Source organism: Ideonella alba, assembly GCF_018069845.1.
Classification (GTDB): domain Bacteria; phylum Pseudomonadota; class Gammaproteobacteria; order Burkholderiales; family Burkholderiaceae_C; genus Ideonella; species Ideonella alba.
The window spans coordinates 1-18,290 of sequence record NZ_JAGQDD010000023.1; the positions used below are offsets into that span (position 1 = coordinate 1).

An 18,290-nucleotide genomic window follows, 5' to 3' on the forward strand; every position below is an offset into this window, starting at 1 on the left:
AGTCAAGGAGGAGGCCGCAGGCCGGGGGACATGAGAGAGACCCCTTTCCCCCACCTCGCCTCAACCACATCTGCGGGAAACGACTGCCATGGGCAGCTGTCAGCCCTCCGCCAACGCCTCGGTCGCCAGCAACTGCTCGTACAGCGCCCGCCGCGCATGCCAGCCGGGACCGGCCCACAAGGGATCGGCCTCGTTCTCGAAGGCCAGCACGGCGCTGGACTCGTCGGGCCAGACCCGGATCTCGTGGCCGGGTGGGCCGCCGACGGCGTCCAGCTTGGCCCGCAGGTCGTCAGCGTCGAAGGCGAACCAGCAGTGCGGGGGCGCGCCTACGGGCAGCTCGAGCAGGTAGATCACTCGGCGCCCTCTGCGAAGACCTTCTTCCAGCTGGCCTGGCGCAGGCGCTCGGCCACGGCCAGGGGCGAGCCGTCGAAGCGATCATGGAAGCGCCGCAGCGCCGCCTGGGCCACGGAAGCCTCGGCCAGCGTCAGCGGCAGCCGCCCGGCCATGTGCGTGGCCTTGGGGCAGGCGCGCAGGATGGCCTGGCGGTTGGGGTGCTCGTCCAGCACCACCAGTTCGTCGGTCTCGGGCACGCCGGCCAGGCACAGCCAGCCGTCGATCACCTCCACCGGACGACCGTCCAGCGTGGTCTTCACCAGGATCGCGTCAGGCATGTCGGGCCTCGCTCAGAAAGTGACCAGGATGTCCTCGTTGCGGACAACGAACTGGCAGGCCAGGCGCCAGGGCGGCGGCATGTCCTTGGTCTCGGCGTCCTCGATCTGCTGCGCCGTGATCTTGCCGGCGAAGCGCAGCACCGTCTTCTCCTTCTCGGTCAGGGCCAAGCCATAGGGCGCCTTGTCCGACAGGATGCCGACCTGCACCGAGCAGGACCCGCATTCGCCGTTCTCGCACTCGAAGTCCAGCGGAATCGCATGCGCCTTGGCCACCGCCAGCAGCGTCTTGGTGTCGCCCGCCACCGCATAGACCGTCAGGTCCTTCTTCATGCGCGGCGAGGTGAATGTCACATTGGCCATGATGGGATGTTCCGTGTGTCACTCCGACGGATAGGGTGCTGCAGCCGCCGTCGCGAGCGGGTCGAGCCGGGGATCGAGGCGCGCAGCCGTACACCCGTACGGCGAGCACCGCAGACCCCGGATCGGCCCGCGCAGCAGGCGGATGCAGTGCCCTATCGGATGATGTCGTAGGAGTAGTCGGTCTTGCCGGGGATGATGGTGTTGGCGTCCAGCGTCTCGAAGAACTCGTCGAGCAGCATGATCAGCGTGCGCATCGCCCCGTCGTAGCCCCAGGTGGGGTAGCGGTGGTAGTGGTGCCGGTCGAAGATCGGGAACACCATGCGCACCAGCGGCGTGTTGGTGTCGCGCTCCAGGTACTTGCCGTAGGTGTTGCCGATCAGGAAGTCCACCGGCTCCACGTTCAGCAGGCTGCGCATGTGCCACAGGTCGCGCTTCGGGTAGGCCTTGCAGCCGGTGCCGTAGGGCGAGCTGTCGAACAGCGCCTGGACCTTCTTCGCCCAGTCCTCGGTGCCGTTGGTGGACAGCACGTGGGCCGGCTCGGCGCCCAGCTCCAGCAGGAACTCGGTCAGGCCCAGCATCTGGTCCGGGTCGCCGTACAGCGCGAAACGCTTGCCATGCAGGTGGGCCTGGCTGTCGGCCATCGCGTCGACCAGCTGGCCGCGCTCCTTCTCCAGCTGCGCGGGCACCGGTTTGCCGGTCAGCTCGCTGATCGCCATGATGAAGCGGTCGGTGCCGGCCACGCCCACCGGGCAGTTCAGCACCACCACCTCCTGGCCCTTCTCCTTCAGGTACTTGATGGTCTTCTCGGAGCAGTACTCCTGGAAGACGATCGTCGCCTTGGCGTTCAGGGCCTTCTCCACCTCTTCCTTGGTGGTGCCGCCGGCGTACATCCGGAACTCGCCGTCAGTGGCGGTGTTCCAGACCTCGGACGGGTCGCACAGCAGGGTGTAGTCGACGCCGAACAGGTCGAAGATGCGGCGCACTTCCTTCATGTTGCCGACGACGAAGCCGTCGAAGCCGCCGATGAAGTTGATGCTCTCGCCGGGCACGCGGGTCAGCGGCTCGGTGGTGCCGGCCTTGCCGTCCCAGAAGTGCTTGAGCACGCCCAGCAGCGCGTTGTCGTAGCCGGTGATGTGGCTGCCGACGAAGGCCGGGGTGTGGGCGAAGGGCACGTCGAACTCGGCCGGGACCGAGCCTTTCTGCTTGGCGTTCTTGATGAAGGCGTCCAGGTCGTCACCGATCACCTCGGCCATGCAGGTCGTGCTGACCGCGATCATGTCCGGCTTGTACAGGTTGTAGGTGTTGGCCAGGCCGTCGATCATGTTGTTCAGGCCGCCGAAGACCGCGGCGTCCTCGGTCATCGACGAGCTGACGCAGCTGGTCGGCTCCTTGAAGTGGCGGCTGAAGTGCGAGCGGTAGTAGGCCACGCAGCCCTGGCTGCCGTGCACGAAGCTGAGCGTCTTGGCGAAGCCGTTGGCCACGTAGACGGCGCCCAGCGGCTGGCAGGCCTTGGCGGGGTTGACCACCAGCGAATCGCGGGCGAAGTTCTTCTCCAGGTAGTCCTTGGACTTGGTCCAGTCACGGATCTCCTGGACCTTGGCGTCGGCATGGTTGAACTCGAAGTTCTCCTTCTTGTTCTTGAACAGCGCCTGGTATTCCGGCTCGCGGAACAGCATCTCGTGGTCGATGACCTTGTCGGCGTTTTGAGGCATGGTGCTCTCCAGTCGAATGGTGTTGCGGGGGACTCAGGCGGCCTTCTTCCACGGGGCGGACTTGGCCAGGGCCCAGATCGGGCTGCTGATGGCCATGTCCATGTCCCGGGCGAAGATGGCGAAGCCGTCGTAGCCGTGGTAGGGGCCGGAGTAGTCCCAGCTGTGCATCTGGCGGAAGGGCACGCCCATCTTCTGGAAGACGTACTTCTCCTTGATGCCCGAGCCCACCAGGTCGGGCTTGATCGCCTCGGCGAACTTCTCGAACTCGTAGCCGGTCACGTCGTCGTAGATCAGCGTGGAGTCCTTGATGTAGTGGGTGGTGCGCTGGTAGTCGTCGTTGTGGGCGAACTCGTAGCCGGTACCCACCACCTCCATGCCCAGGTCCTCGTAGGCGCCGATCACGTGGCGCGGGCGCAGGCCGCCCACGTACAGCATGACCTTCTTGCCCTGCAGGCGCGGCTTGTACTTGGCGATGGTGGCTTCCACCATCGGGCGGTACTTGGCGATCACCTCCTCGGCCTTGGCCTTGATGGTGTCGTCGAAGTGGCTGGCGATCTCGCGCAGGCTCTTCTCGATCATCGTCGGGCCGAAGAAGTTGTATTCCACCCAGGGAATGCCGTACTTCTCTTCCATGTGCCGCGAGATGTAGTTCATCGAGCGGTAGCAGTGCAGCACGTTGAGCTTGGCCTTGGGGGTGTTCTCCAGCTCGGCGATCGTGCCGTCGCCCGACCACTGGGCGATCACGCGCAGGCCCATCTCTTCCAGCAGGATGCGGCTGGACCAGGCGTCGCCGCCGATGTTGTAGTCGCCAATGATCGCCACGTCATAGGGCGTGGAGACGAAGTCCGGGCGCTTGTTGGGGTCGGTCTTGTCGAAGACCCAGTCGCGGATCGCGTCGTTGGCGATGTGGTGGCCCAGCGACTGGCTGACGCCGCGGAAGCCCTCGCAGCGCACGGGCACGATGGTCTTGCCACCGTACTCCTTGCTCTTCTTCTTGCTGACGGCCTCGATGTCGTCGCCGATCAGGCCGATCGGGCACTCGCTCTGCACCGAGATGCCCTTGTTCAGCGGGAACAGAGCCTCGATCTCGTCGATGATCTTGTCGAGCTTCTTGTCGCCGCCGAAGACGATGTCCTTCTCCTGGAAGTCGGAGGTGAACTGCATCGTCACGAAGGTGTCCACACCGGTGACGCCGATGTAGTAGTTGCGGCGCGCGGCCCAGCTGTACTGGCCGCAGCCCACCGGGCCATGGCTGATGTGCACCATGTCCTTGATCGGGCCCCAGACCACGCCCTTGGAGCCGGCGTAGGCGCAGCCGCGGATGGTCATCACGCCGGGCAGCGACTTGATGTTGCTCTTGACGCCGCAGTCGGGCTTGCCGTCCTCGAAGACGCCAAGGTGCTTGGCGCGGCGCTTGGCCATCTTCTCGGGATAAGCCTTCAGGACTTCGTCGATCAGGGCCTTGTTCTCGGCCTTGCGGTCTTCAACGGTCATGCTCATGGGGTGACTCCATCAAGGATGGTTCGGGGGTGTTCGGTGGGAGCGACGCTTGGCCGGGGGCCTTGTCGTGGTGGGGAGCGTGGCGGGCGCCGCGGCGCCCGCCACGGGCTCATCAGGCGGCCAGTTCCGCGGCGGTCTTGCCGACCTGGCTTTCGTCGATGGTCTTCATGATCCCGTGCTCCATCAGCAGGTCTTCCAGCTCATCCATGGTGATGGGGGTGGGGATCTTGCCGTTGCCCGCGTTGGCGTGCACCTTCTGCGCCAGCGTGCGGTACTCGGCGGCCTGCGCGCTCTCGGGGGCGTACTCGATGACGGTCATGCGGCGCAGTTCGGCGTGCTGCACGATGTTGTCGCGCGGCACGAAGTGGATCAGCGTCGAGTTCAGCTTGGCGGCCAGCGACTGGGCCAGTTCCAGCTCCTTGTCGGTCTGGCGCTCGTTGCAGACCAGGCCACCCAGGCGCACGCCGCCCGAGTTGGCGTACTTCAGGATGCCCTTGGAGATGTTGTTGGCCGCGTACATGGCCATCATCTCGCCCGACATGACGATGTAGATCTCCTGCGCCTTGTTCTCGCGAATGGGCATCGCGAAGCCGCCGCAGACCACGTCACCCAGCACGTCGTAGGACACATAGTCCACGCCGTCGTAGGCGCCGTTCTCTTCGAGGAAGTTGATCGAGGTGATCACGCCGCGGCCGGCGCAGCCCACGCCCGGCTCCGGACCACCCGACTCCACGCAACGGATGTCGCGGTAGCCGATCTTCATCACGTCTTCCAGCTCCAGGTCCTCCACCGAGCCGGCTTCGGCGGCCAGCGAGAGGATGGTGTCCTGCGCCTTGGCGTGCAGGATCAGGCGGGTCGAGTCGGCCTTGGGGTCGCAGCCGACGATGAGGATCTTCTGACCCATTTCCGCCAGGGCGGCCAGGGTGTTTTGCGAGGTGGTGGACTTGCCGATGCCACCCTTGCCGTAGAAGGCGATTTGACGCAGTGCAGCCATTTCAGTTCTCCAATCCAGGTATGAAGTTGGTCCAGCGAAACCGTTGAGGTCCGGTTCAAGCGTTCGTCGCGATCTCGATGCAGCCTTGGGTGCCTCTGTGGTCTTCTTCTGAAGCCCTGGGGGCGATACACGGGTGCCGCGCAGACCCCTTACTGCAACGGCCGTGCCATGTCGCTTGAGATCACTCAAGTGCTTGTTTTTCCGAGGGAAGTGCGCCTGAAGGGGCGCTGGGCGGGGTCGGCTGTGGCGTGTGCGAAACCCGACAAAACCCGGTCGGCGACACGACAGCCGGGCCGCCCTCGTGCGCGCGGGCGGCGCGTCGCGCGTGGGCGCATCGCTCACCCTTGACGCCCGGTGCCGGTGGTCATGCGATGGCCCGTCCAAGCCGGGTGGTATGGCCTTTGCAGACAGGGCTGTCCATGAGCACCGCCCTGCCCATCGTCAGCGCCCCGCCCGCCAACCCGCATTACGCGCGCATCGGTGGGCACGAGGCGATCGTGCGCCTGGTCGAGGCCTTCTACCGCGCGATGGACACGCGCGCCGATGCCGGCGTGATCCGCGCGATGCACGAGCCCGACCTGGCGCGGACCCGGCAGGTGCTGGTGCAGTACCTCAGCGAATGGATGGGCGGGCCGCGCGACTACTCGGCCCAGCGCGGCACGCCGATGCTGCGCCGCCGCCACCAGCCCTTCGACATCGACGCCGCCGCGCGCGATGCCTGGATGGCCTGCATGCGCCAGGCGCTGGCCGAGTGCGTGCCGGACGAGGCGCTGCGCGCCGAGATCGACGCTGCCTTCTGGAAGATCGCCGATTTCATCCGCAACACCGAGGGCGGCGGCCAGCCGCGCCAGCACCCCGGCCGACCGATGGAGGTCGCGCCCCACACCACCCCGGCCACGCACGCCAGTGCGGCCGCCACCGTTTCATCCCCCCACCGGAGTTCGACATGACCGCGATCCAGGACACCGCCTTCGCCCGCCTCGACGCCGAGGGCCGCTTGCTCAACAGCGTGCTGAAGGCACCCACCAAGAAGGCCGGCCGCTTCGGCTTCCGGGGCGACATCGCGCTGAAGTTCCAGGCCAAGCTGGCCGACGAGGCGCGCCCGCCCGAGATCAGCAGCGACCAAGTCATCGCGGTGGCCGAGGCCGGCTCGCCGCACATCAGCTTCCTCACCGGCTTCCTGCTGAGCTTCGAATACGTCAAGCTGCTGGCCGAGGTGCTGGGCGATGCGCTGTCGCCCAGTGGCGTGTACATCCTCTTCTGCGACAACATCGACATCAGCAAGAAGTACACGATGGACTACGCCGGCACCACCTTCGTGATCCTGCCGATAGACGAGGCCACCGTCTACAACGAGCTGCTCGAGCTGCTGTACCTGGAAAAGGGCGACCTGAAGAAGCTCGACACCGCCGGCAAGACCGACGCGATTGCCGACAAGGCCGCCAGCTTCAAGGCCAGCTTCCCGAAGATCACCTACGAGGAAGGGCTGGCGCTGATGGGTCCGGTCCGCAACCTCTACGAAAACCGCCCGGTTTGAGCCCCGTCTTCCTGCTGCGCGGGCCGATCTGGCGGCTGTGATGCTCGCCGTACGGGTGTACGGCTGCGCTTCTCGCAGCCAGCTCGACCCGCTCGCGACGGAATCCGGGACTCAAACCCATCATGGCGCCTGATGAGTGCGATCAGCCGCAGCACTGGTACAGCACCAATCTGGTCGGCGTGCCGGCCCCGGTGCTGGCCAGCGCGGCCTACAACGCGCACCCGGTGCCGCTGCGGATTGCGGGCGCGCGCGAGACCCATGGCGGGCTGTTCGCGTTGCTCGGGCGCTGTGGTGAGCTGAGCGAGGCGCGCGAGGTGTTCGTGCATTACCTGGCCATCGTCTTCGGGCTGCAGCGGCCCGATGCGGACGATCACAGTCTGAGCGCGGCCGAGCGGCAGCGCTGGCGGCGCAGCTGGCGCGCGCTGCTGCAGGGCTGGGGCATGGATGCGAACGGTCCGGCCGGCGCGGTGCTCAAGGGCTGGGTGGAGAGCCGCTTCGGCCTGGTGCCGCGCTTCCATGGCGCGCCGCTGCGGCGCTTTCCGTCGCCGGCCTGGGTGGGCTACCTGGAGCAGAAGGTGGCCAGCCGCTACCACGGCAACGCGATCTTCCAGCAGCTGGACCTGCTCTACGAGTTCTGCCAGTGGAGCCTGCAGCGCTACCGGCCGGGCGTGAGCCACCTGCCGCTGTGGCGCGGCACCAACCGCTGCGACGAGCAGATCGTCGCCGGCCGGCTGGCCGACCGCCGCTGCACGCTGGCGCTGAACAACCTGGTGTCCTTCAGCCTGTCGGCCGACGAGGCCGGCTGCTTTGGTGACCGCGTGTTCGTCGCCGAGGTGCCGCTGACCAAGCTGCTGGTGTACCCGGGTCTGCTGCCCGGCCAGGTGCTGCAGGGCGAGCAGGAGGTGCTGGCACTGGGCGGTGACTACGACGTGGTGTTGTGCGATGTCTGACACGCGCGCGCTGTTCGACAGGGCCCTGGGCGCCTACCTGGGCCTGGCGATTGGCGACGCGCTGGGCGCGACGGTGGAGTTCATGCGCCCGCGCGAGATCCGCGCCCAGTACGGCGTGCACCGCGAGATGATGGGCGGCGGCTGGCTGAAGCTGGCCCGCGGTCAGGTGACCGACGACACCCAGATGTGCCTGGCGCTGGGCGACGCCCTGCTGCTGGCCGGCGCACCGCTGCTGGCCGCGCGCGATGACAGCGCCACGCGGCAGATCGCCGAGGCCTTCGTGCGCTGGCTGCGCAGCAAGCCGGTGGACTGCGGCAACACCTGCCGGCGCGGCATCCAGCGCTACCTGAGCGATGGCAGCCTGCAGGGCCCGGCCAACGAGGGCGACGCCGGCAAAGGCGCGCTGATGCGCAACCTGCCGGTGGTGCTGGCCACGCTGCACAACGAATCCCTGCTGGCCCACTGGAGCCTGGCCCAGGCGCGCATCACCCACCACCACCCGCTGTCCGATGCGGCCACGCTGGGCCTGGCCCGCCTGACGCGGGCCGCGCTGCTGGGCGCCGACACCGCCCTGCTGGCCCACCAGGCCCAGGACTGGATCCAGGCCTGGCCCGCGTTCCGCCACCAGCCCTACCCCGGCCGTGCCAGCGCCTACGTGGTGGACACGGTGCAGACCGTGCTGCACTTCGGCTTCACCCATCCCGACTTCGAGCAGGCGCTGGTCGCCACCGTCAACCAGGGCGACGATGCCGACACCACCGGCGCGCTGGTGGGCATGCTGGCCGGTGCCCGCTGCGGCGCCTCGCGCCTGCCGCGGCGCTGGCTGCAGCGCCTGCAACCGGCCACGGTGCAGGCGGTGACCGGCCAGGTCAGCCATCTGCTGGCGCTGGCCGACGAGCTGGCGGCGCCGTCCCCCGGATGAGCCGCATCCGAACCCGAGCGACCACAGGCCCGTGATGACCCACCTGATCTTCTTCGAGAAGCCCGGCTGCGGCGGCAACGCCCGCCAGCGCGCGGCGCTGCAGGCCGCCGGCCACACGCTGGCGGTGCGCAGCCTGCTGTCCGAGCCCTGGACCGCAGCCAGCCTGCTCGCCTTCCTGGCGCCGCTGCCGGTGGCCGGGTGGTTCAACCGCGCCGCGCCCCGGGTGAAGTCCGGCGAGATCGTGCCCGAGCAGCTGGACGCCGACACCGCACTGGCCCTGCTGCTGGCCGAGCCGCTGCTGATCCGCCGGCCGCTGATGCAGCGCTGCGACGACGGCAGCCGCCGCGTGGGCTTCGACACCGCCGCCATCGATGCCTGGGTGGGCCTGGCGCCCGCGACGCTGGCACGATCCTCGCTGGAAGGCTGTGCCCACCCCGCCGAACCCTGCGCCACCCCCGGGAGCTGACCATGCCGCTGTTCGACTACCACTGCACCGCCTGCGCCGCCGACTTCGAACGCCTGGTGCGCGCCAGCGACACGCCCACCTGCCCGCACTGCGGCAGCACGGCGCTGGACAAGCGCGTCTCGCCGCTCGCGCCGGCCGGCAAGATCGAGGCGATCCGCCTGGCCCACCGCCGGGTTGCCGACCGCCAGGGCCTGTTCAACCACTACTCGCCCAGCGAGCGCGCGCGACTGCTCAAGGGCAAGACGGTCTGAGCCCTGCTCAGCCGCCGAGCGCCCGCAGGCGCAGCAGCAGGGCCAGCGCCACCAGGCTGCAGCCGCCGGTGAGCCACAGCGCCGACGGGCCCCAGGCCTCCAAGGCCAGCCCGAACAGCCAGGGCGCCAGCGCCTGCGAGACCCGCGCCGGCATCATCAGCAGCCCTTGTCGCTGGCCATAGCCGGCAGGGCCGAACAGCACCAGCGGCAGCGTGCCCTTGGCAATCGTCAGGATGCCGTTGCCGGCGCCATGCAGCAGGCCGAACATCGGCGCGGCCACCGGTCCCAGCGCCAGCAGCAGGGCCGCGCCCAGCGGGTGCAGGCCGGCGGCCAGGCGCGCCGACAGCAGCGGATGCCAGTGGCGCAGAAACCCGAACTCGGCCAGTCGCGCCGCCACTTGCGCCGGGCCGATCAGGCCGCCGATCCACACCGCGGTGGACAGGCCCACGCCGCTGGCCTGAAGCAGCTGCGGCAAATGCGCCGCCATCGCGGTGGAGTTGAACCAGGCGATGGCGAACACGCCGGCCAGCGCCAGTGTCGTGCCCAGGCCGGGCGGCGCGGGCGCGGTCGTGGGCACCACGTCCGCATCCGTCACCGACGGGTGCGCCAGCGCAGCGCTGCGCGCCCGCGGCACGCTGGCGTGCAGTGGCAGCCCCAGCAGCAGGTGCAGCCCGGCCCAGGCCAGGCAGGCGTCACGCCAGCCGTAGCGCGTCAACAGCCAGGCGCTCAGCGGCCAGGCTGCGGTGCTGGCCAGACCGCCCAGCAGCGTGATGCCGGTGATGCCGCCGCGCGAATCGCTGCCCCACAGCCGCACCAGTGCGGCAAAGGCCGACTCGTACAGTCCCAGGGACATGCCCACGCCCAGCAGCGCCCAGGCCGCGAACAGGCCCGCCGGCCCGTGCACCTGGGACATCGCCGCCAGTGCCCCCGCCAGCACGACATTGCTGGCCAGCAGCACCGGCCGGCCGCCATGCCGGTCCACCCAGGCCCCCGCGCGCGGGCCGCACAGCGCCGACACCACCAGCGCCAGGCTGAACGCGGCAAAGGCCGTGCTGACCGACAGGCCCAGCTCGGCCGCCATCGGGGCGGCCAGCACCGCCGGCAGGTAGTAGGTCGAGCCATAGGCCAGCACCTGACCCAGGCCCAGGGCGATGACGAGAGGCGCGCGCGGGTCCACCCGCGCATTGTCACTTCAGCGCATCGAAGACCCGGGTCATCTCGTCGGCCGGCACATCGTCCAGGGCCGCGCCCGACAGCGGGTCCTGGCCGGCCAGCCAGGCCGCCTCGGTCGCATCGTCATCCAGCGCCAGCAGCAGCGCCGCATTGAGCTCATAGGCACCCCAGGCCAGGCCGGCGTCGCGCAGGGCCGACTGCAGCGCGCCCTGCACCAGCGCGCGCACCAGGCGGTGGCCGGGGCTGAAGGGCACCTCGTCGCGCCGCCCCGCGGCCGCCTCGGCACAGGCCCGCAGGTCGTGCGAGGCATGGCCCCGGCAGGCCAGCGGCCGCACCGCATAGATCACGCACACGCCCTGCGCGATGAAGGGGCAGCGCTGGCGCAGCGCGACGCGCTGGGCCTCGCCCAGGCCATGGGTGGCCGCGTCGGCGGCGCGCACCTGGCCGACCAGGTCGATGCCGCGCGACAGCAACCGCGGCTGCACCGCGCGCAGGAAGGCCGCCACGGCCAGCACCTCGGGCGCGGTGGCCGACACCCGCAGCGTGCAGCAGGTGGCGCAGCCGCGGCAACAGGCCAGTGGCGGCTCGTCGGCGCATTGCTGGGCCACGTTGGCGGCGAAGCTGTCGGCCGCCTGGGCCAGCAGCTGCGCCGCCAGGGTGGCGGCGCCGGCCTGCTGCGCCAGTGTGGCGGCAAAGGCTTGCTGCTGCTGGCGGAAGAAGTCAGGCGCGCTCATCGCTCAGGGGGCGGGCTCAGTAGTGGATCTGGAACCAGTCGGGTTCGCGCCGGTGCAGCTCATCCAGCAGCACCAGCGTGGCCGGCAGCGCGGCGCTGGCCACGTACCAGACGATCTCCCGGCGCGCGGTCTGCTGACGCTCCAGCGCGATGAGCACGGCGCTCCAGGCCGACCAGTCGACCTGCGGCAGGCGCAGCATCACCACCGGCGGCAGGTGGGCCAGCGTGCGGGCGATGTCCAGCAGATGGCCCTCGACCGCGGCGCAGGTGTTGGGGCTGGCGAACAACTCGTCGGCGCCGTCCTCCAGCCCCACCAGCAGGGCCAGCAGCGCATCACCATGGCGGTGGATCAGGTCGAACAGCGCGCGGGCGTACATGGCAGGGCAACGAGGGTGGGTCCGGTTTGTCGGAAGGTCGACAGACGGCAGCGCCACGCGGCGGGCCGACGCGGGGCTGCGTGCAAGACCCGTGCTCACCGGCCCCGGGGCCGTCCGGCCAGGGCTCAGCCCGCCTCGATCAGCCAGGCGAGGTAGGCCTGCAGCGCGCGCACCTGGCGCTCGCCGTGGCGCGCCAGCACGGCGCGCAGCGCGGCCCGGCGCTCGGGCGCTGTGTCGGCGCGCAGCGACAGGCCGTAGGCCTGCAGGGGCGAGCGCAGGCCGGGCTCGTCCAGCGCCTGCGCGCCCAGCCCAGGCAGCACCGCCCGCCACAGCGCCCGGGCCGACCAGGAGCCCGCCTGGTCGGGGTGGTAGGCGTGGGCCCGCCCCAGCGCGAACACATCGACCAGGCCGGCCGCCAGCGCCTCCAGCCGTGCCGCCTGCGCCGGCACGCGCTGCGCCAGTTCACGCAGCCGGTTGCGCTCGAAGCCGGCCTGGTAGGCGAACAGCGTGCCGCCGGGCGGCAGCGCCGCCAGCAGGCGCTGGACGACCTCGGTGCGTGGGTCGGACTGGCCCTCGGCCAGGTGCTGTTGCAGCGTCCAGCCGCCATCGGCGGTGGCCTCGCCCAGCGTCCACTGGAAGGGCAGGATCTGGTAAGGCCGGGTGCCCGACCAGATCGGCACCGCCAGGCCGATGGTCTCGATGCGCAGGAAACGCCAGGGCCGCGGCCAGTGGGCGGCCAGCGCGGCCACACCGGGCTCGCGCACCGGGGCGCCCTGCTGCACGGCGCGTGCGGCGCGACGCAGGCGCGGCTGTGGCAGCGCGGTCAGCGGCACGTCGAGCACGCTGCGGTGGCCCGCCAGCCGCAGTTGCTCGGCGCGCTCGCGGCCCAGGATCTCCAGCGCCTGCGCGGGTGGCACCGCCGCAGGTGCCGGCTCGCCGGCGTGGCAGTGGTCCGCGTAGGCGCAGCCGCCGTCGGCCGCGCAGGGCGCCACCAGGGGCATCGGCGGCTCGCGGCCGTGGGCGCTGCGCTGCAGCGCCACCAGCCACTCGGCCACCGGCCGGCTGCCCAGCATCGGTCCGACGTCGACCTCGCGGAACAGGCCGGCGTAGCAGCCCAGGCCCGGGTACAGGAAGTCGGTGTCGATCAGCAGCAGGCCCACCGACTGCAGCCGCCAGCCGGCCCGCGCCGCGACATGCGCGGCCCAGGCCAGCGCATCGACATCCGGCGCGTCAGCCACCGTGCCCAGGCGAAGGCGCCACAGCCGCCAGCCCCGGGCGCCGCGCTGCATCACGTCGATGCGGCAGCGTGCGCCATCGTCGCTGGCCAGGCAGGCGCCCAGCAGCGCGGCCTCGGGGTCGGGGCGCGCGCTCAGCTCGGCCAGGGCGAGCTGGGTCTGGGCGACGGCACGGACCCAGTCGGCGTCGTCGCGGGGCGCGGCGATCTCGCGCGCGCCGGCATAGGACGCCCGCAGCGCCGCCGCCGCTTCGGCGCTGTCGCCCACCCGTGGCGGTTGGCCGGTCGGCGCCGCGCCCTGGCGGTGCAGCCAGTGCAGGCGCGGGCAGGCGCGCCAGCGGCGCAGGTCCGGCTCGTCGAGGAAGGAGATCGGTGTCATCGTGCGGCAGCCCGGGCGCGACGCGCCCCGGCCTGGTGCCCGGTCGTGTCCGCCCGGCCGCCGACCATGCAGACGGCGTGCCAAGTCGGTGCGAGATCCAGGGTTTTCCCGAGCACGCTTTTTGCAGGTGACCAGGCAGAAACGCGCCTCAGGAGATCCCGCATGGGCCGACAGCTGCACGCCTACCTCGCCCCCACGGCACTGCCCGATGCCGCCGCGCTGCAGCGTGCGCTGGACGCGCTGCAGCTGGGCCTGGAACTGCGCGGCGCCTGGCCGCCTGCCGGCCCGACCGCCGAGCTGCCGCTGTCGCTGTACGGCCAGGACGCCTGCGTGCAGGTGGACTTGCAGGCGGCGCCGCACTGGCCCGAGGGGGTGCCCTGCGAGGTGGATGTGGCCACGCTGGAGCTGATGCTGGCGCTGCGCTGGAGCGGCGGCCCGCGCGAGCACCTGGCCGCGCTGGCCCTGGCTGCGGCGCTGGCCGAGGGCGCCCAGGCCCAGGTGCTGGAGCCCGAGTGCCGGCTGGCGGTGGGGCCCAGCGCGCTGCAGACCGTGGCGCGCGAGATCCGCGACGAGCAGCTCTGATCAGCCGCTCGGCGCCGGCCTGCGGCAGCCGGTGAAGGGTGAGACCGCCCGGCGTGTCGATTGGCACCGTGGATGCGGCGTGCCACGGCCGTGTGATGCCCTTGCGCAGGTCACGAGACACCCACCTGTCGACCCGTCCCGCCGAGCGGGAGGTGACCAGAAGCCCCCGATGCCCCGTGCCACGCGCTCCCCCACCCTGCCCCCTGCTGCCGCCCCCATGCCGCCCCGCATGGCGTGCGGCAGCTGGCGCTGGTGGCGCCGGTCAGGTGCTGGTCAGCGGCCTCAGGCCGGCACCGCCAGCATCACGGCGTAGGCCTTGAAGGTGGCGGTGGCCGCCTGGCCCACGGCCAGGCCCAGCGCATCGACCGCGTCATTGGTGACACTGGCGGTGATGGTGGCGCCGCCCGGCAGCGTGACGCCCACCAGCGAGCTGACAGCGCCCTTCTGCACCCGCGAGATCGTGCCCGCCAGCTGGTTGCGCGCCGACAGCTTGTAGCCGGCGAAGTCGGTCACCAGCACCACCTCGGAGGACTTGACCAGGGCCAGCGCCTCGGCGCCCAGCTTCAGGCCCAGGCGCGAGGCCGCCGCGGCGGTCATCGAGGCGGTGACGGTCTGCCCGTGGCCGATGTCCAGCGTGGCCTGGGTGGTGGCCGGGCCGTCATGCAGCTCGGTGACCAGGCCGGCGAACTGGTTGCGGGCGGTGGCTTTCATGGACAGTCTCCGAAGCAGGTTGGACAGGTGCGATTGCTGCAGCAGCCAGGCCTCCTGCTCGGCCAGGAAGCCGGCGTGGCGGGCCTGCAGCTGGTCCCAGGTCTCGAGCAGGTGGCGGGCGGCGTAGGTCAGGCGCGAGCCGCCGCCACCGCGGCCGCCGGTCTGGCTGACCAGCAGCGGCGAGCGCGCCAGGTTGCCGGCGGTCTCCAGGATCAGCCAGGCGCCCTTGTAGCTGTAGCCCGCGGCGCGCGCGGCCTTCTGCAGCGAGCCGCTGGCGTCGATCGCGCGCAGCAGGGCGAAAAAGCGCGCGTCGAGCCGGCCGGCCAGGCGCAGTTCGCCCTGCAGCAGGGTGGTGTCGCGCCGGGCACCGGGCTCGGTCGGGGCGCCGGGCAGGCTGTCGACAGCGGCGGGAGGTGTGGTTTCCGACAAATCGGACGCTCGTGATGTGCTTGTGTACTGTACGGCGTTGCAAGCAGAAATCACGCCCGGAGGCGCCATGGCTGCCTTTCTCCCAGGGAACAGCAGGCTGGCGTCGGCGTTGGCACGATCGCTGCAACCATGTTCGTGATGTCTTCGATAACATAACGCCACGACTCCGCCCGAGGCTGGCGTTCGACCGGGAGTCCCCGATGCCACCCCTGACCCTCCTGATCCTGCTGCTGGCGGCCCTGTGGGCCCCGGCCGCGGCGTGGGCCGAGAAGATCACCATCGCGGCCGCAGCCGACCTGAAGTTCGCGATGGACGATGTGGTGACCGCCTTTCGCCAGACGAACCCCGGCGATGAGGTGGAGGTGGTCTATGGCTCCTCCGGCAAGTTCTTCGCGCAGATCCAGAACGCTGCGCCCTACGACCTGTTCTTCTCGGCCGACATCGGCTATGCGCGCGAGCTGGCCAAGGCGGGCCTGGCCGCGTCCGAGGTGCGCCCGTATGCGGTGGGCCGGTTGGTGCTGTGGAGCGCCAGCCTGGATGCGCGCGGCATGACGCTGGCCAGCCTGGCCGACCCCAGGATCACCCGCATCGCCATCGCCAACCCGCGCCACGCGCCCTACGGCCAGCGCGCCGAGGAAGCGCTGCGCGCCGCCGGCGTCTGGGCCCAGGTGGAGCCCAAGCTGGTCTACGGCGAGAACATTGCGCAGACCGCGCAGTTCGTGCAGACCGGCAATGCCCAGGTGGGCCTGATCGCGCTGGCCCTGGCGCTGAGTCCCGAGTTGTCGGCGCGCGGCGGCCATGCGTTGGTTCCCGAGCGGCTGCACCAGCCGCTGGAGCAGGGCTTCATCATCACGCGGCGGGCGGCCGGCAGCGCACTGGCGCGCCGCTTCGCCGATTTCAGCGCCAGCCCGCCGGCGCGCGCCGTGATGGACCGCTACGGCTTCGTGCTGCCGGCCGGAGCGGCGGGGCGATGAGCGATCAGGACCTGCAGGCCCTGTGGCTCACGGCCCGCCTGGCCGCCACGGTGACGGCACTGCTGCTGCTGATCGGCACCCCGGTGGCGTGGTGGCTGGCGCGCACCGGCAGCCGCTGGAAGGGCCCGGTCAGTGCGGTGGTGGCGCTGCCGCTGGTGCTGCCGCCCTCGGTGTTGGGCTTCTACCTGCTGCTGGCGATGGGCCCCGAGGGCCTGGTGGGCCGGCTGACCCAGGCGCTGGGACTGGGGCTGCTGCCCTTCAGCTTCGGCGGCCTGGTGGTGGCCTCGGTGTTCTATTCCCTGCCCTTCATGGTGCAGCCGCTGCAGTCGGCCTTCGAGGCCATCGGCGAGCGGCCGCTGGAGGTGGCGGCCACGCTGCGCGCCTCGCCCCTGGATGCCTTCTTCAGCGTGGCCGTGCCGATGGCCGCGCCGGGATTCCTGACGGCCTCGGTGCTGACCTTCGCGCACACCGTGGGCGAGTTCGGCGTGGTGCTGATGATCGGCGGCAACCTGCCGGGCGCCACGCGCGTGGCCTCGGTGCAGATCTACGACCACGTCGAGTCGCTGGCCTACCCGCAGGCGCACCGCCTGGCCGCGGTGCTGCTGGTGTTCTCGTTCACGGTGCTGCTGGCAGTCTATGCCTGGCGGCCCGCCGCCCGGCGGGAGGCCTGAGATGAGGGACATCGAGGCCCGCTTCCAGCTCGAACGCCCGGGCTTCACGCTCGATGTCGACCTGCGCCTGCCGGGGCGTGGCGTCAGCGCGCTGTTCGGCGTGTCCGGCTCGGGCAAGACCACGCTGCTGCGCTGCATCGCCGGGCTGGAGCGCGCGGCGCGCGGCCGCCTGGTGGTGGACGGCGAGGTCTGGCAGGACGGCAGCCGTTGGCGCCCCACGCACCAGCGGCCGATCGGCTATGTCTTCCAGGAGGCCAGCCTGTTTCCGCACCTGTCGGTGCAGGCCAACCTGCGCTATGGCCTGCGGCGCAGCCCGGGGGCCTCGGACACGCCGCTGACGCAGGCGATTGAGTTGCTGGGCATCGGCCACCTGCTGGCGCGCCGGCCGGCGCAGCTCTCGGGTGGCGAGCGCCAGCGCGTGGCCATCGCCCGGGCGCTGGCCGTCAGCCCGCGCGTGCTGCTGATGGACGAACCGCTGTCGGCGCTGGACCTGCGCCGGCGGCAGGAGGTGCTGCCCTACCTGGACCGCCTGCACGACGAGCTGGCGATGCCGCTGCTCTACGTCAGCCACGCACCCGACGAGGTGGCGCGTCTGGCTGACCACCTGGTGGTGCTGGAGCAGGGCCGCGTGCAGGCCCAGGGACCGCTGCGCGAGACCCTGTCGCGGCTGGACCTGCCGATCCGTCTGGGCGAGGACGCCAGCGCCATCGTCGACGCCCGGGTGACCGAGATCGACGCGGCCTGGCACCTGGTGCGCGTCGACTTCGACGGCGGCCACCTGTGGGCGCGCGATCCCGGCCTGGTGCTGGGTCAGCGGGTGCGCGTGCGGGTGCTGGCGCGCGATGTCAGCCTGGCGCTGGCGCCCGGCACCAGCAGCATCCAGAACGTGCTGCCCGGCGTGGTCGACGCGGTGGGTGACGACGAGCACCCCGGCCTGGCGCTGGTGCGCGTGCGCGTGGGCGACGCCCTGCTGCTGTCCCGCCTGACCCGGCGCTCGGCGGCGGCGCTGCAGGTGGCGCCAGGCCAGGCGCTGTGGGTGCAAGTCAAGTCGGTGGCCTTGCTGGAGTAGCCCCGGGCCCGGCCCACCCGGCATGCTGGCAGGGCCCGCGTGCAGGTCGGCGTTCAGGCCAGGCCATCTGGCGCTCAGCGCGCCGAGCGCACCAGCCGCACGTACAGCGGGTTGCCGATGCCCGTCTGGTTCTGCACATAGCTGTCCGCGAAGTCCACCGTCCAGGCGATGTTGGGGCGCTGCGCGAAGGGCGTCGAGGACCAGGCCTTGTCCTGCGGTGTGGCCGGGAACACGCTGGCGTCGATCGCCGGCAGGCGGCAGCCCATGTCGAGCAGACTGGCCAGTTCCTTCACCTGGGGCAACCGCCAGCCGCTGGGGTTGTTGCCGGGGTTGGCCTGGCGGGCCAGTCCCAGCGCGTCGGCGTGGGTGTGGGTGGTGGCGGTGCCGGTGCAGGTGCTGCCGTTCCAGGTCTGGCCGGCACTGCAGCGTTGCCAGACCAGGCCGCTGCGCAGGTCGATGACCTGGTCGTCGTGCAGCTCGAAGCGCTGGGCTGCGGGCCAGGTGGGGCAGGCGGCATGGGCGTTGCAGGCCACGGCCAGCAGCGCCAGAGTCTTGATCGTGTTCATCATCACCTCCTTGAAGTCGTGGCGTCGCA

General features: G+C 70.9%; 22 protein-coding genes. 10 read left to right on the forward strand and 12 right to left on the reverse strand.

Annotated elements, in window-relative coordinates; translation table 11 throughout:
• Positions 1 to 99: 99 nt before the first annotated feature.
• From KAK03_RS21395 to nifH, 6 genes are all read right to left on the reverse strand, one after another.
• Positions 100 to 354 (reverse strand): hypothetical protein, encoded by a 255-nt coding sequence (locus KAK03_RS21395; RefSeq protein ID WP_210856738.1) that lies wholly within the window; start codon positions 352 to 354, stop codon positions 100 to 102.
• Positions 351 to 671: a hypothetical protein gene (locus tag KAK03_RS21400; protein ID WP_210803807.1), complete on the reverse strand. Its 321-nt coding sequence runs from the start codon at positions 669 to 671 to the stop codon at positions 351 to 353. The genes KAK03_RS21395 and KAK03_RS21400 overlap by 4 nt, the downstream gene beginning before the upstream one ends.
• Positions 672 to 683: 12 nt before the next feature.
• Entirely contained in the window at positions 684 to 1,031 is a 348-nt protein-coding gene (locus tag KAK03_RS21405) for a 2Fe-2S iron-sulfur cluster-binding protein (RefSeq protein WP_210856739.1), read from the reverse strand.
• Positions 1,032 to 1,183: 152 nt separating this feature from the next.
• The gene (gene nifK, locus KAK03_RS21410) at positions 1,184 to 2,743 is read right to left on the reverse strand and encodes a nitrogenase molybdenum-iron protein subunit beta (RefSeq protein WP_210856740.1); all 1,560 of its coding nucleotides are present in this window, start codon (positions 2,741 to 2,743) and stop codon (positions 1,184 to 1,186) included.
• A gap of 33 nt (positions 2,744 to 2,776) precedes the next feature.
• A complete protein-coding gene (gene nifD / locus KAK03_RS21415) occupies positions 2,777 to 4,243 on the reverse strand; it encodes a nitrogenase molybdenum-iron protein alpha chain (protein ID WP_210856741.1) in 1,467 nt (488 codons plus the stop codon).
• 112 nt (positions 4,244 to 4,355) lie between these two features.
• Complete coding sequence (nifH, locus tag KAK03_RS21420; RefSeq protein WP_210856742.1) at positions 4,356 to 5,237, reverse strand: nitrogenase iron protein; 882 nt, start codon at positions 5,235 to 5,237, stop codon at positions 4,356 to 4,358.
• 419 nt (positions 5,238 to 5,656) lie between these two features.
• Between nifH and KAK03_RS21425 the strand changes: the two genes are divergently transcribed.
• From KAK03_RS21425 to KAK03_RS21450, 6 genes are all read left to right on the forward strand, one after another.
• Positions 5,657 to 6,187 (forward strand): group II truncated hemoglobin, encoded by a 531-nt coding sequence (locus tag KAK03_RS21425; protein ID WP_210856743.1) that lies wholly within the window; start codon positions 5,657 to 5,659, stop codon positions 6,185 to 6,187.
• A complete protein-coding gene (locus KAK03_RS21430; RefSeq protein ID WP_210803813.1) occupies positions 6,184 to 6,774 on the forward strand; it encodes a hypothetical protein in 591 nt (196 codons plus the stop codon). The genes KAK03_RS21425 and KAK03_RS21430 overlap by 4 nt, the downstream gene beginning before the upstream one ends.
• 122 nt (positions 6,775 to 6,896) lie before the next feature.
• Positions 6,897 to 7,724: an NAD(+)--dinitrogen-reductase ADP-D-ribosyltransferase gene (locus KAK03_RS21435; RefSeq protein ID WP_210803814.1), complete on the forward strand. Its 828-nt coding sequence runs from the start codon at positions 6,897 to 6,899 to the stop codon at positions 7,722 to 7,724.
• The gene (draG, locus tag KAK03_RS21440) at positions 7,717 to 8,646 is read left to right on the forward strand and encodes an ADP-ribosyl-[dinitrogen reductase] hydrolase (RefSeq protein WP_210803815.1); all 930 of its coding nucleotides are present in this window, start codon (positions 7,717 to 7,719) and stop codon (positions 8,644 to 8,646) included. Before KAK03_RS21435 ends, draG begins: the two co-directional genes overlap by 8 nt.
• Positions 8,647 to 8,680: 34 nt before the next feature.
• Complete coding sequence (locus KAK03_RS21445; protein ID WP_210803816.1) at positions 8,681 to 9,112, forward strand: ArsC/Spx/MgsR family protein; 432 nt, start codon at positions 8,681 to 8,683, stop codon at positions 9,110 to 9,112.
• A 2-nt stretch (positions 9,113 to 9,114) separates the two neighbouring features.
• Positions 9,115 to 9,363: an FmdB family zinc ribbon protein gene (locus KAK03_RS21450; RefSeq protein WP_210803817.1), complete on the forward strand. Its 249-nt coding sequence runs from the start codon at positions 9,115 to 9,117 to the stop codon at positions 9,361 to 9,363.
• Positions 9,364 to 9,370: 7 nt separating this feature from the next.
• Here KAK03_RS21450 and KAK03_RS21455 read toward each other — a convergent pair whose 3' ends face one another.
• From KAK03_RS21455 to KAK03_RS21470, 4 genes are all read right to left on the reverse strand, one after another.
• Positions 9,371 to 10,540, reverse strand: coding sequence for an MFS transporter (locus KAK03_RS21455; RefSeq protein WP_210803818.1), 1,170 nt, complete (start codon positions 10,538 to 10,540; stop codon positions 9,371 to 9,373).
• Positions 10,541 to 10,550: 10 nt separating this feature from the next.
• On the reverse strand, positions 10,551 to 11,270 hold the full coding sequence (locus tag KAK03_RS21460; protein WP_210803819.1) for a YkgJ family cysteine cluster protein: 720 nt from the start codon (positions 11,268 to 11,270) through the stop codon (positions 10,551 to 10,553).
• Between the two features lie 16 nt (positions 11,271 to 11,286).
• Complete coding sequence (locus KAK03_RS21465; protein WP_210803820.1) at positions 11,287 to 11,646, reverse strand: hypothetical protein; 360 nt, start codon at positions 11,644 to 11,646, stop codon at positions 11,287 to 11,289.
• Between the two features lie 125 nt (positions 11,647 to 11,771).
• The gene (locus tag KAK03_RS21470) at positions 11,772 to 13,259 is read right to left on the reverse strand and encodes a DUF2779 domain-containing protein (RefSeq protein WP_210803821.1); all 1,488 of its coding nucleotides are present in this window, start codon (positions 13,257 to 13,259) and stop codon (positions 11,772 to 11,774) included.
• Positions 13,260 to 13,421: 162 nt separating this feature from the next.
• Between KAK03_RS21470 and KAK03_RS21475 the strand changes: the two genes are divergently transcribed.
• Positions 13,422 to 13,841 (forward strand): hypothetical protein, encoded by a 420-nt coding sequence (locus tag KAK03_RS21475; RefSeq protein ID WP_210803822.1) that lies wholly within the window; start codon positions 13,422 to 13,424, stop codon positions 13,839 to 13,841.
• 282 nt (positions 13,842 to 14,123) lie between these two features.
• Here the strand turns inward: KAK03_RS21475 and KAK03_RS21480 are convergent, their stop codons facing one another.
• Positions 14,124 to 14,900: a TOBE domain-containing protein gene (locus KAK03_RS21480; protein ID WP_247652995.1), complete on the reverse strand. Its 777-nt coding sequence runs from the start codon at positions 14,898 to 14,900 to the stop codon at positions 14,124 to 14,126.
• A 281-nt stretch (positions 14,901 to 15,181) separates the two neighbouring features.
• Between KAK03_RS21480 and modA the strand changes: the two genes are divergently transcribed.
• Genes modA through modC form a run of 3 tightly spaced genes read left to right on the forward strand, consistent with a single transcriptional unit; the run spans position 15,182 to position 17,695 of the window.
• Positions 15,182 to 15,955, forward strand: coding sequence for a molybdate ABC transporter substrate-binding protein (modA, locus tag KAK03_RS21485; protein WP_210856744.1), 774 nt, complete (start codon positions 15,182 to 15,184; stop codon positions 15,953 to 15,955).
• Positions 15,952 to 16,626, forward strand: a complete 675-nt coding sequence (gene modB, locus KAK03_RS21490) for a molybdate ABC transporter permease subunit (RefSeq protein ID WP_210803825.1) — start codon at positions 15,952 to 15,954, stop codon at positions 16,624 to 16,626. The genes modA and modB overlap by 4 nt, the downstream gene beginning before the upstream one ends.
• Position 16,627: 1 nt before the next feature.
• Positions 16,628 to 17,695 carry a molybdenum ABC transporter ATP-binding protein gene (modC, locus tag KAK03_RS21495; RefSeq protein WP_210803826.1) on the forward strand — a complete coding sequence of 356 codons (1,068 nt, stop codon included), beginning with the start codon at positions 16,628 to 16,630 and terminating at the stop codon, positions 17,693 to 17,695.
• A 74-nt stretch (positions 17,696 to 17,769) separates the two neighbouring features.
• Here the strand turns inward: modC and KAK03_RS21500 are convergent, their stop codons facing one another.
• A complete protein-coding gene (locus tag KAK03_RS21500; RefSeq protein WP_210803827.1) occupies positions 17,770 to 18,261 on the reverse strand; it encodes an Lcl C-terminal domain-containing protein in 492 nt (163 codons plus the stop codon).
• Positions 18,262 to 18,290: the final 29 nt, after the last annotated feature.

Bases quoted from the DNA above. Each gene is read 5' to 3' on its own strand.
- KAK03_RS21500 (WP_210803827.1), bottom strand. From the start codon at position 18,261: ATGAACACGATCAAGACTCTGGCGCTGCTGGCCGTGGCCTGCAACGCC.
- nifH (WP_210856742.1), bottom strand. From the start codon at position 5,237: ATGGCTGCACTGCGTCAAATCGCCTTCTACGGCAAGGGTGGCATCGGC.
- draG (WP_210803815.1), top strand. From the start codon at position 7,717: ATGTCTGACACGCGCGCGCTGTTCGACAGGGCCCTGGGCGCCTACCTG.
- KAK03_RS21445 (WP_210803816.1), top strand. From the start codon at position 8,681: ATGACCCACCTGATCTTCTTCGAGAAGCCCGGCTGCGGCGGCAACGCC.
- KAK03_RS21450 (WP_210803817.1), top strand. From the start codon at position 9,115: ATGCCGCTGTTCGACTACCACTGCACCGCCTGCGCCGCCGACTTCGAA.
- modC (WP_210803826.1), top strand. From the start codon at position 16,628: ATGAGGGACATCGAGGCCCGCTTCCAGCTCGAACGCCCGGGCTTCACG.
- KAK03_RS21435 (WP_210803814.1), top strand. From the start codon at position 6,897: ATGGCGCCTGATGAGTGCGATCAGCCGCAGCACTGGTACAGCACCAAT.
- KAK03_RS21475 (WP_210803822.1), top strand. From the start codon at position 13,422: ATGGGCCGACAGCTGCACGCCTACCTCGCCCCCACGGCACTGCCCGAT.
- KAK03_RS21465 (WP_210803820.1), bottom strand. From the start codon at position 11,646: ATGTACGCCCGCGCGCTGTTCGACCTGATCCACCGCCATGGTGATGCG.
- KAK03_RS21470 (WP_210803821.1), bottom strand. From the start codon at position 13,259: ATGACACCGATCTCCTTCCTCGACGAGCCGGACCTGCGCCGCTGGCGC.
- nifK (WP_210856740.1), bottom strand. From the start codon at position 2,743: ATGCCTCAAAACGCCGACAAGGTCATCGACCACGAGATGCTGTTCCGC.
- KAK03_RS21460 (WP_210803819.1), bottom strand. From the start codon at position 11,270: ATGAGCGCGCCTGACTTCTTCCGCCAGCAGCAGCAAGCCTTTGCCGCC.
- KAK03_RS21425 (WP_210856743.1), top strand. From the start codon at position 5,657: ATGAGCACCGCCCTGCCCATCGTCAGCGCCCCGCCCGCCAACCCGCAT.
- KAK03_RS21430 (WP_210803813.1), top strand. From the start codon at position 6,184: ATGACCGCGATCCAGGACACCGCCTTCGCCCGCCTCGACGCCGAGGGC.
- modA (WP_210856744.1), top strand. From the start codon at position 15,182: ATGCCACCCCTGACCCTCCTGATCCTGCTGCTGGCGGCCCTGTGGGCC.
- KAK03_RS21400 (WP_210803807.1), bottom strand. From the start codon at position 671: ATGCCTGACGCGATCCTGGTGAAGACCACGCTGGACGGTCGTCCGGTG.
- nifD (WP_210856741.1), bottom strand. From the start codon at position 4,243: ATGAGCATGACCGTTGAAGACCGCAAGGCCGAGAACAAGGCCCTGATC.
- KAK03_RS21405 (WP_210856739.1), bottom strand. From the start codon at position 1,031: ATGGCCAATGTGACATTCACCTCGCCGCGCATGAAGAAGGACCTGACG.
- modB (WP_210803825.1), top strand. From the start codon at position 15,952: ATGAGCGATCAGGACCTGCAGGCCCTGTGGCTCACGGCCCGCCTGGCC.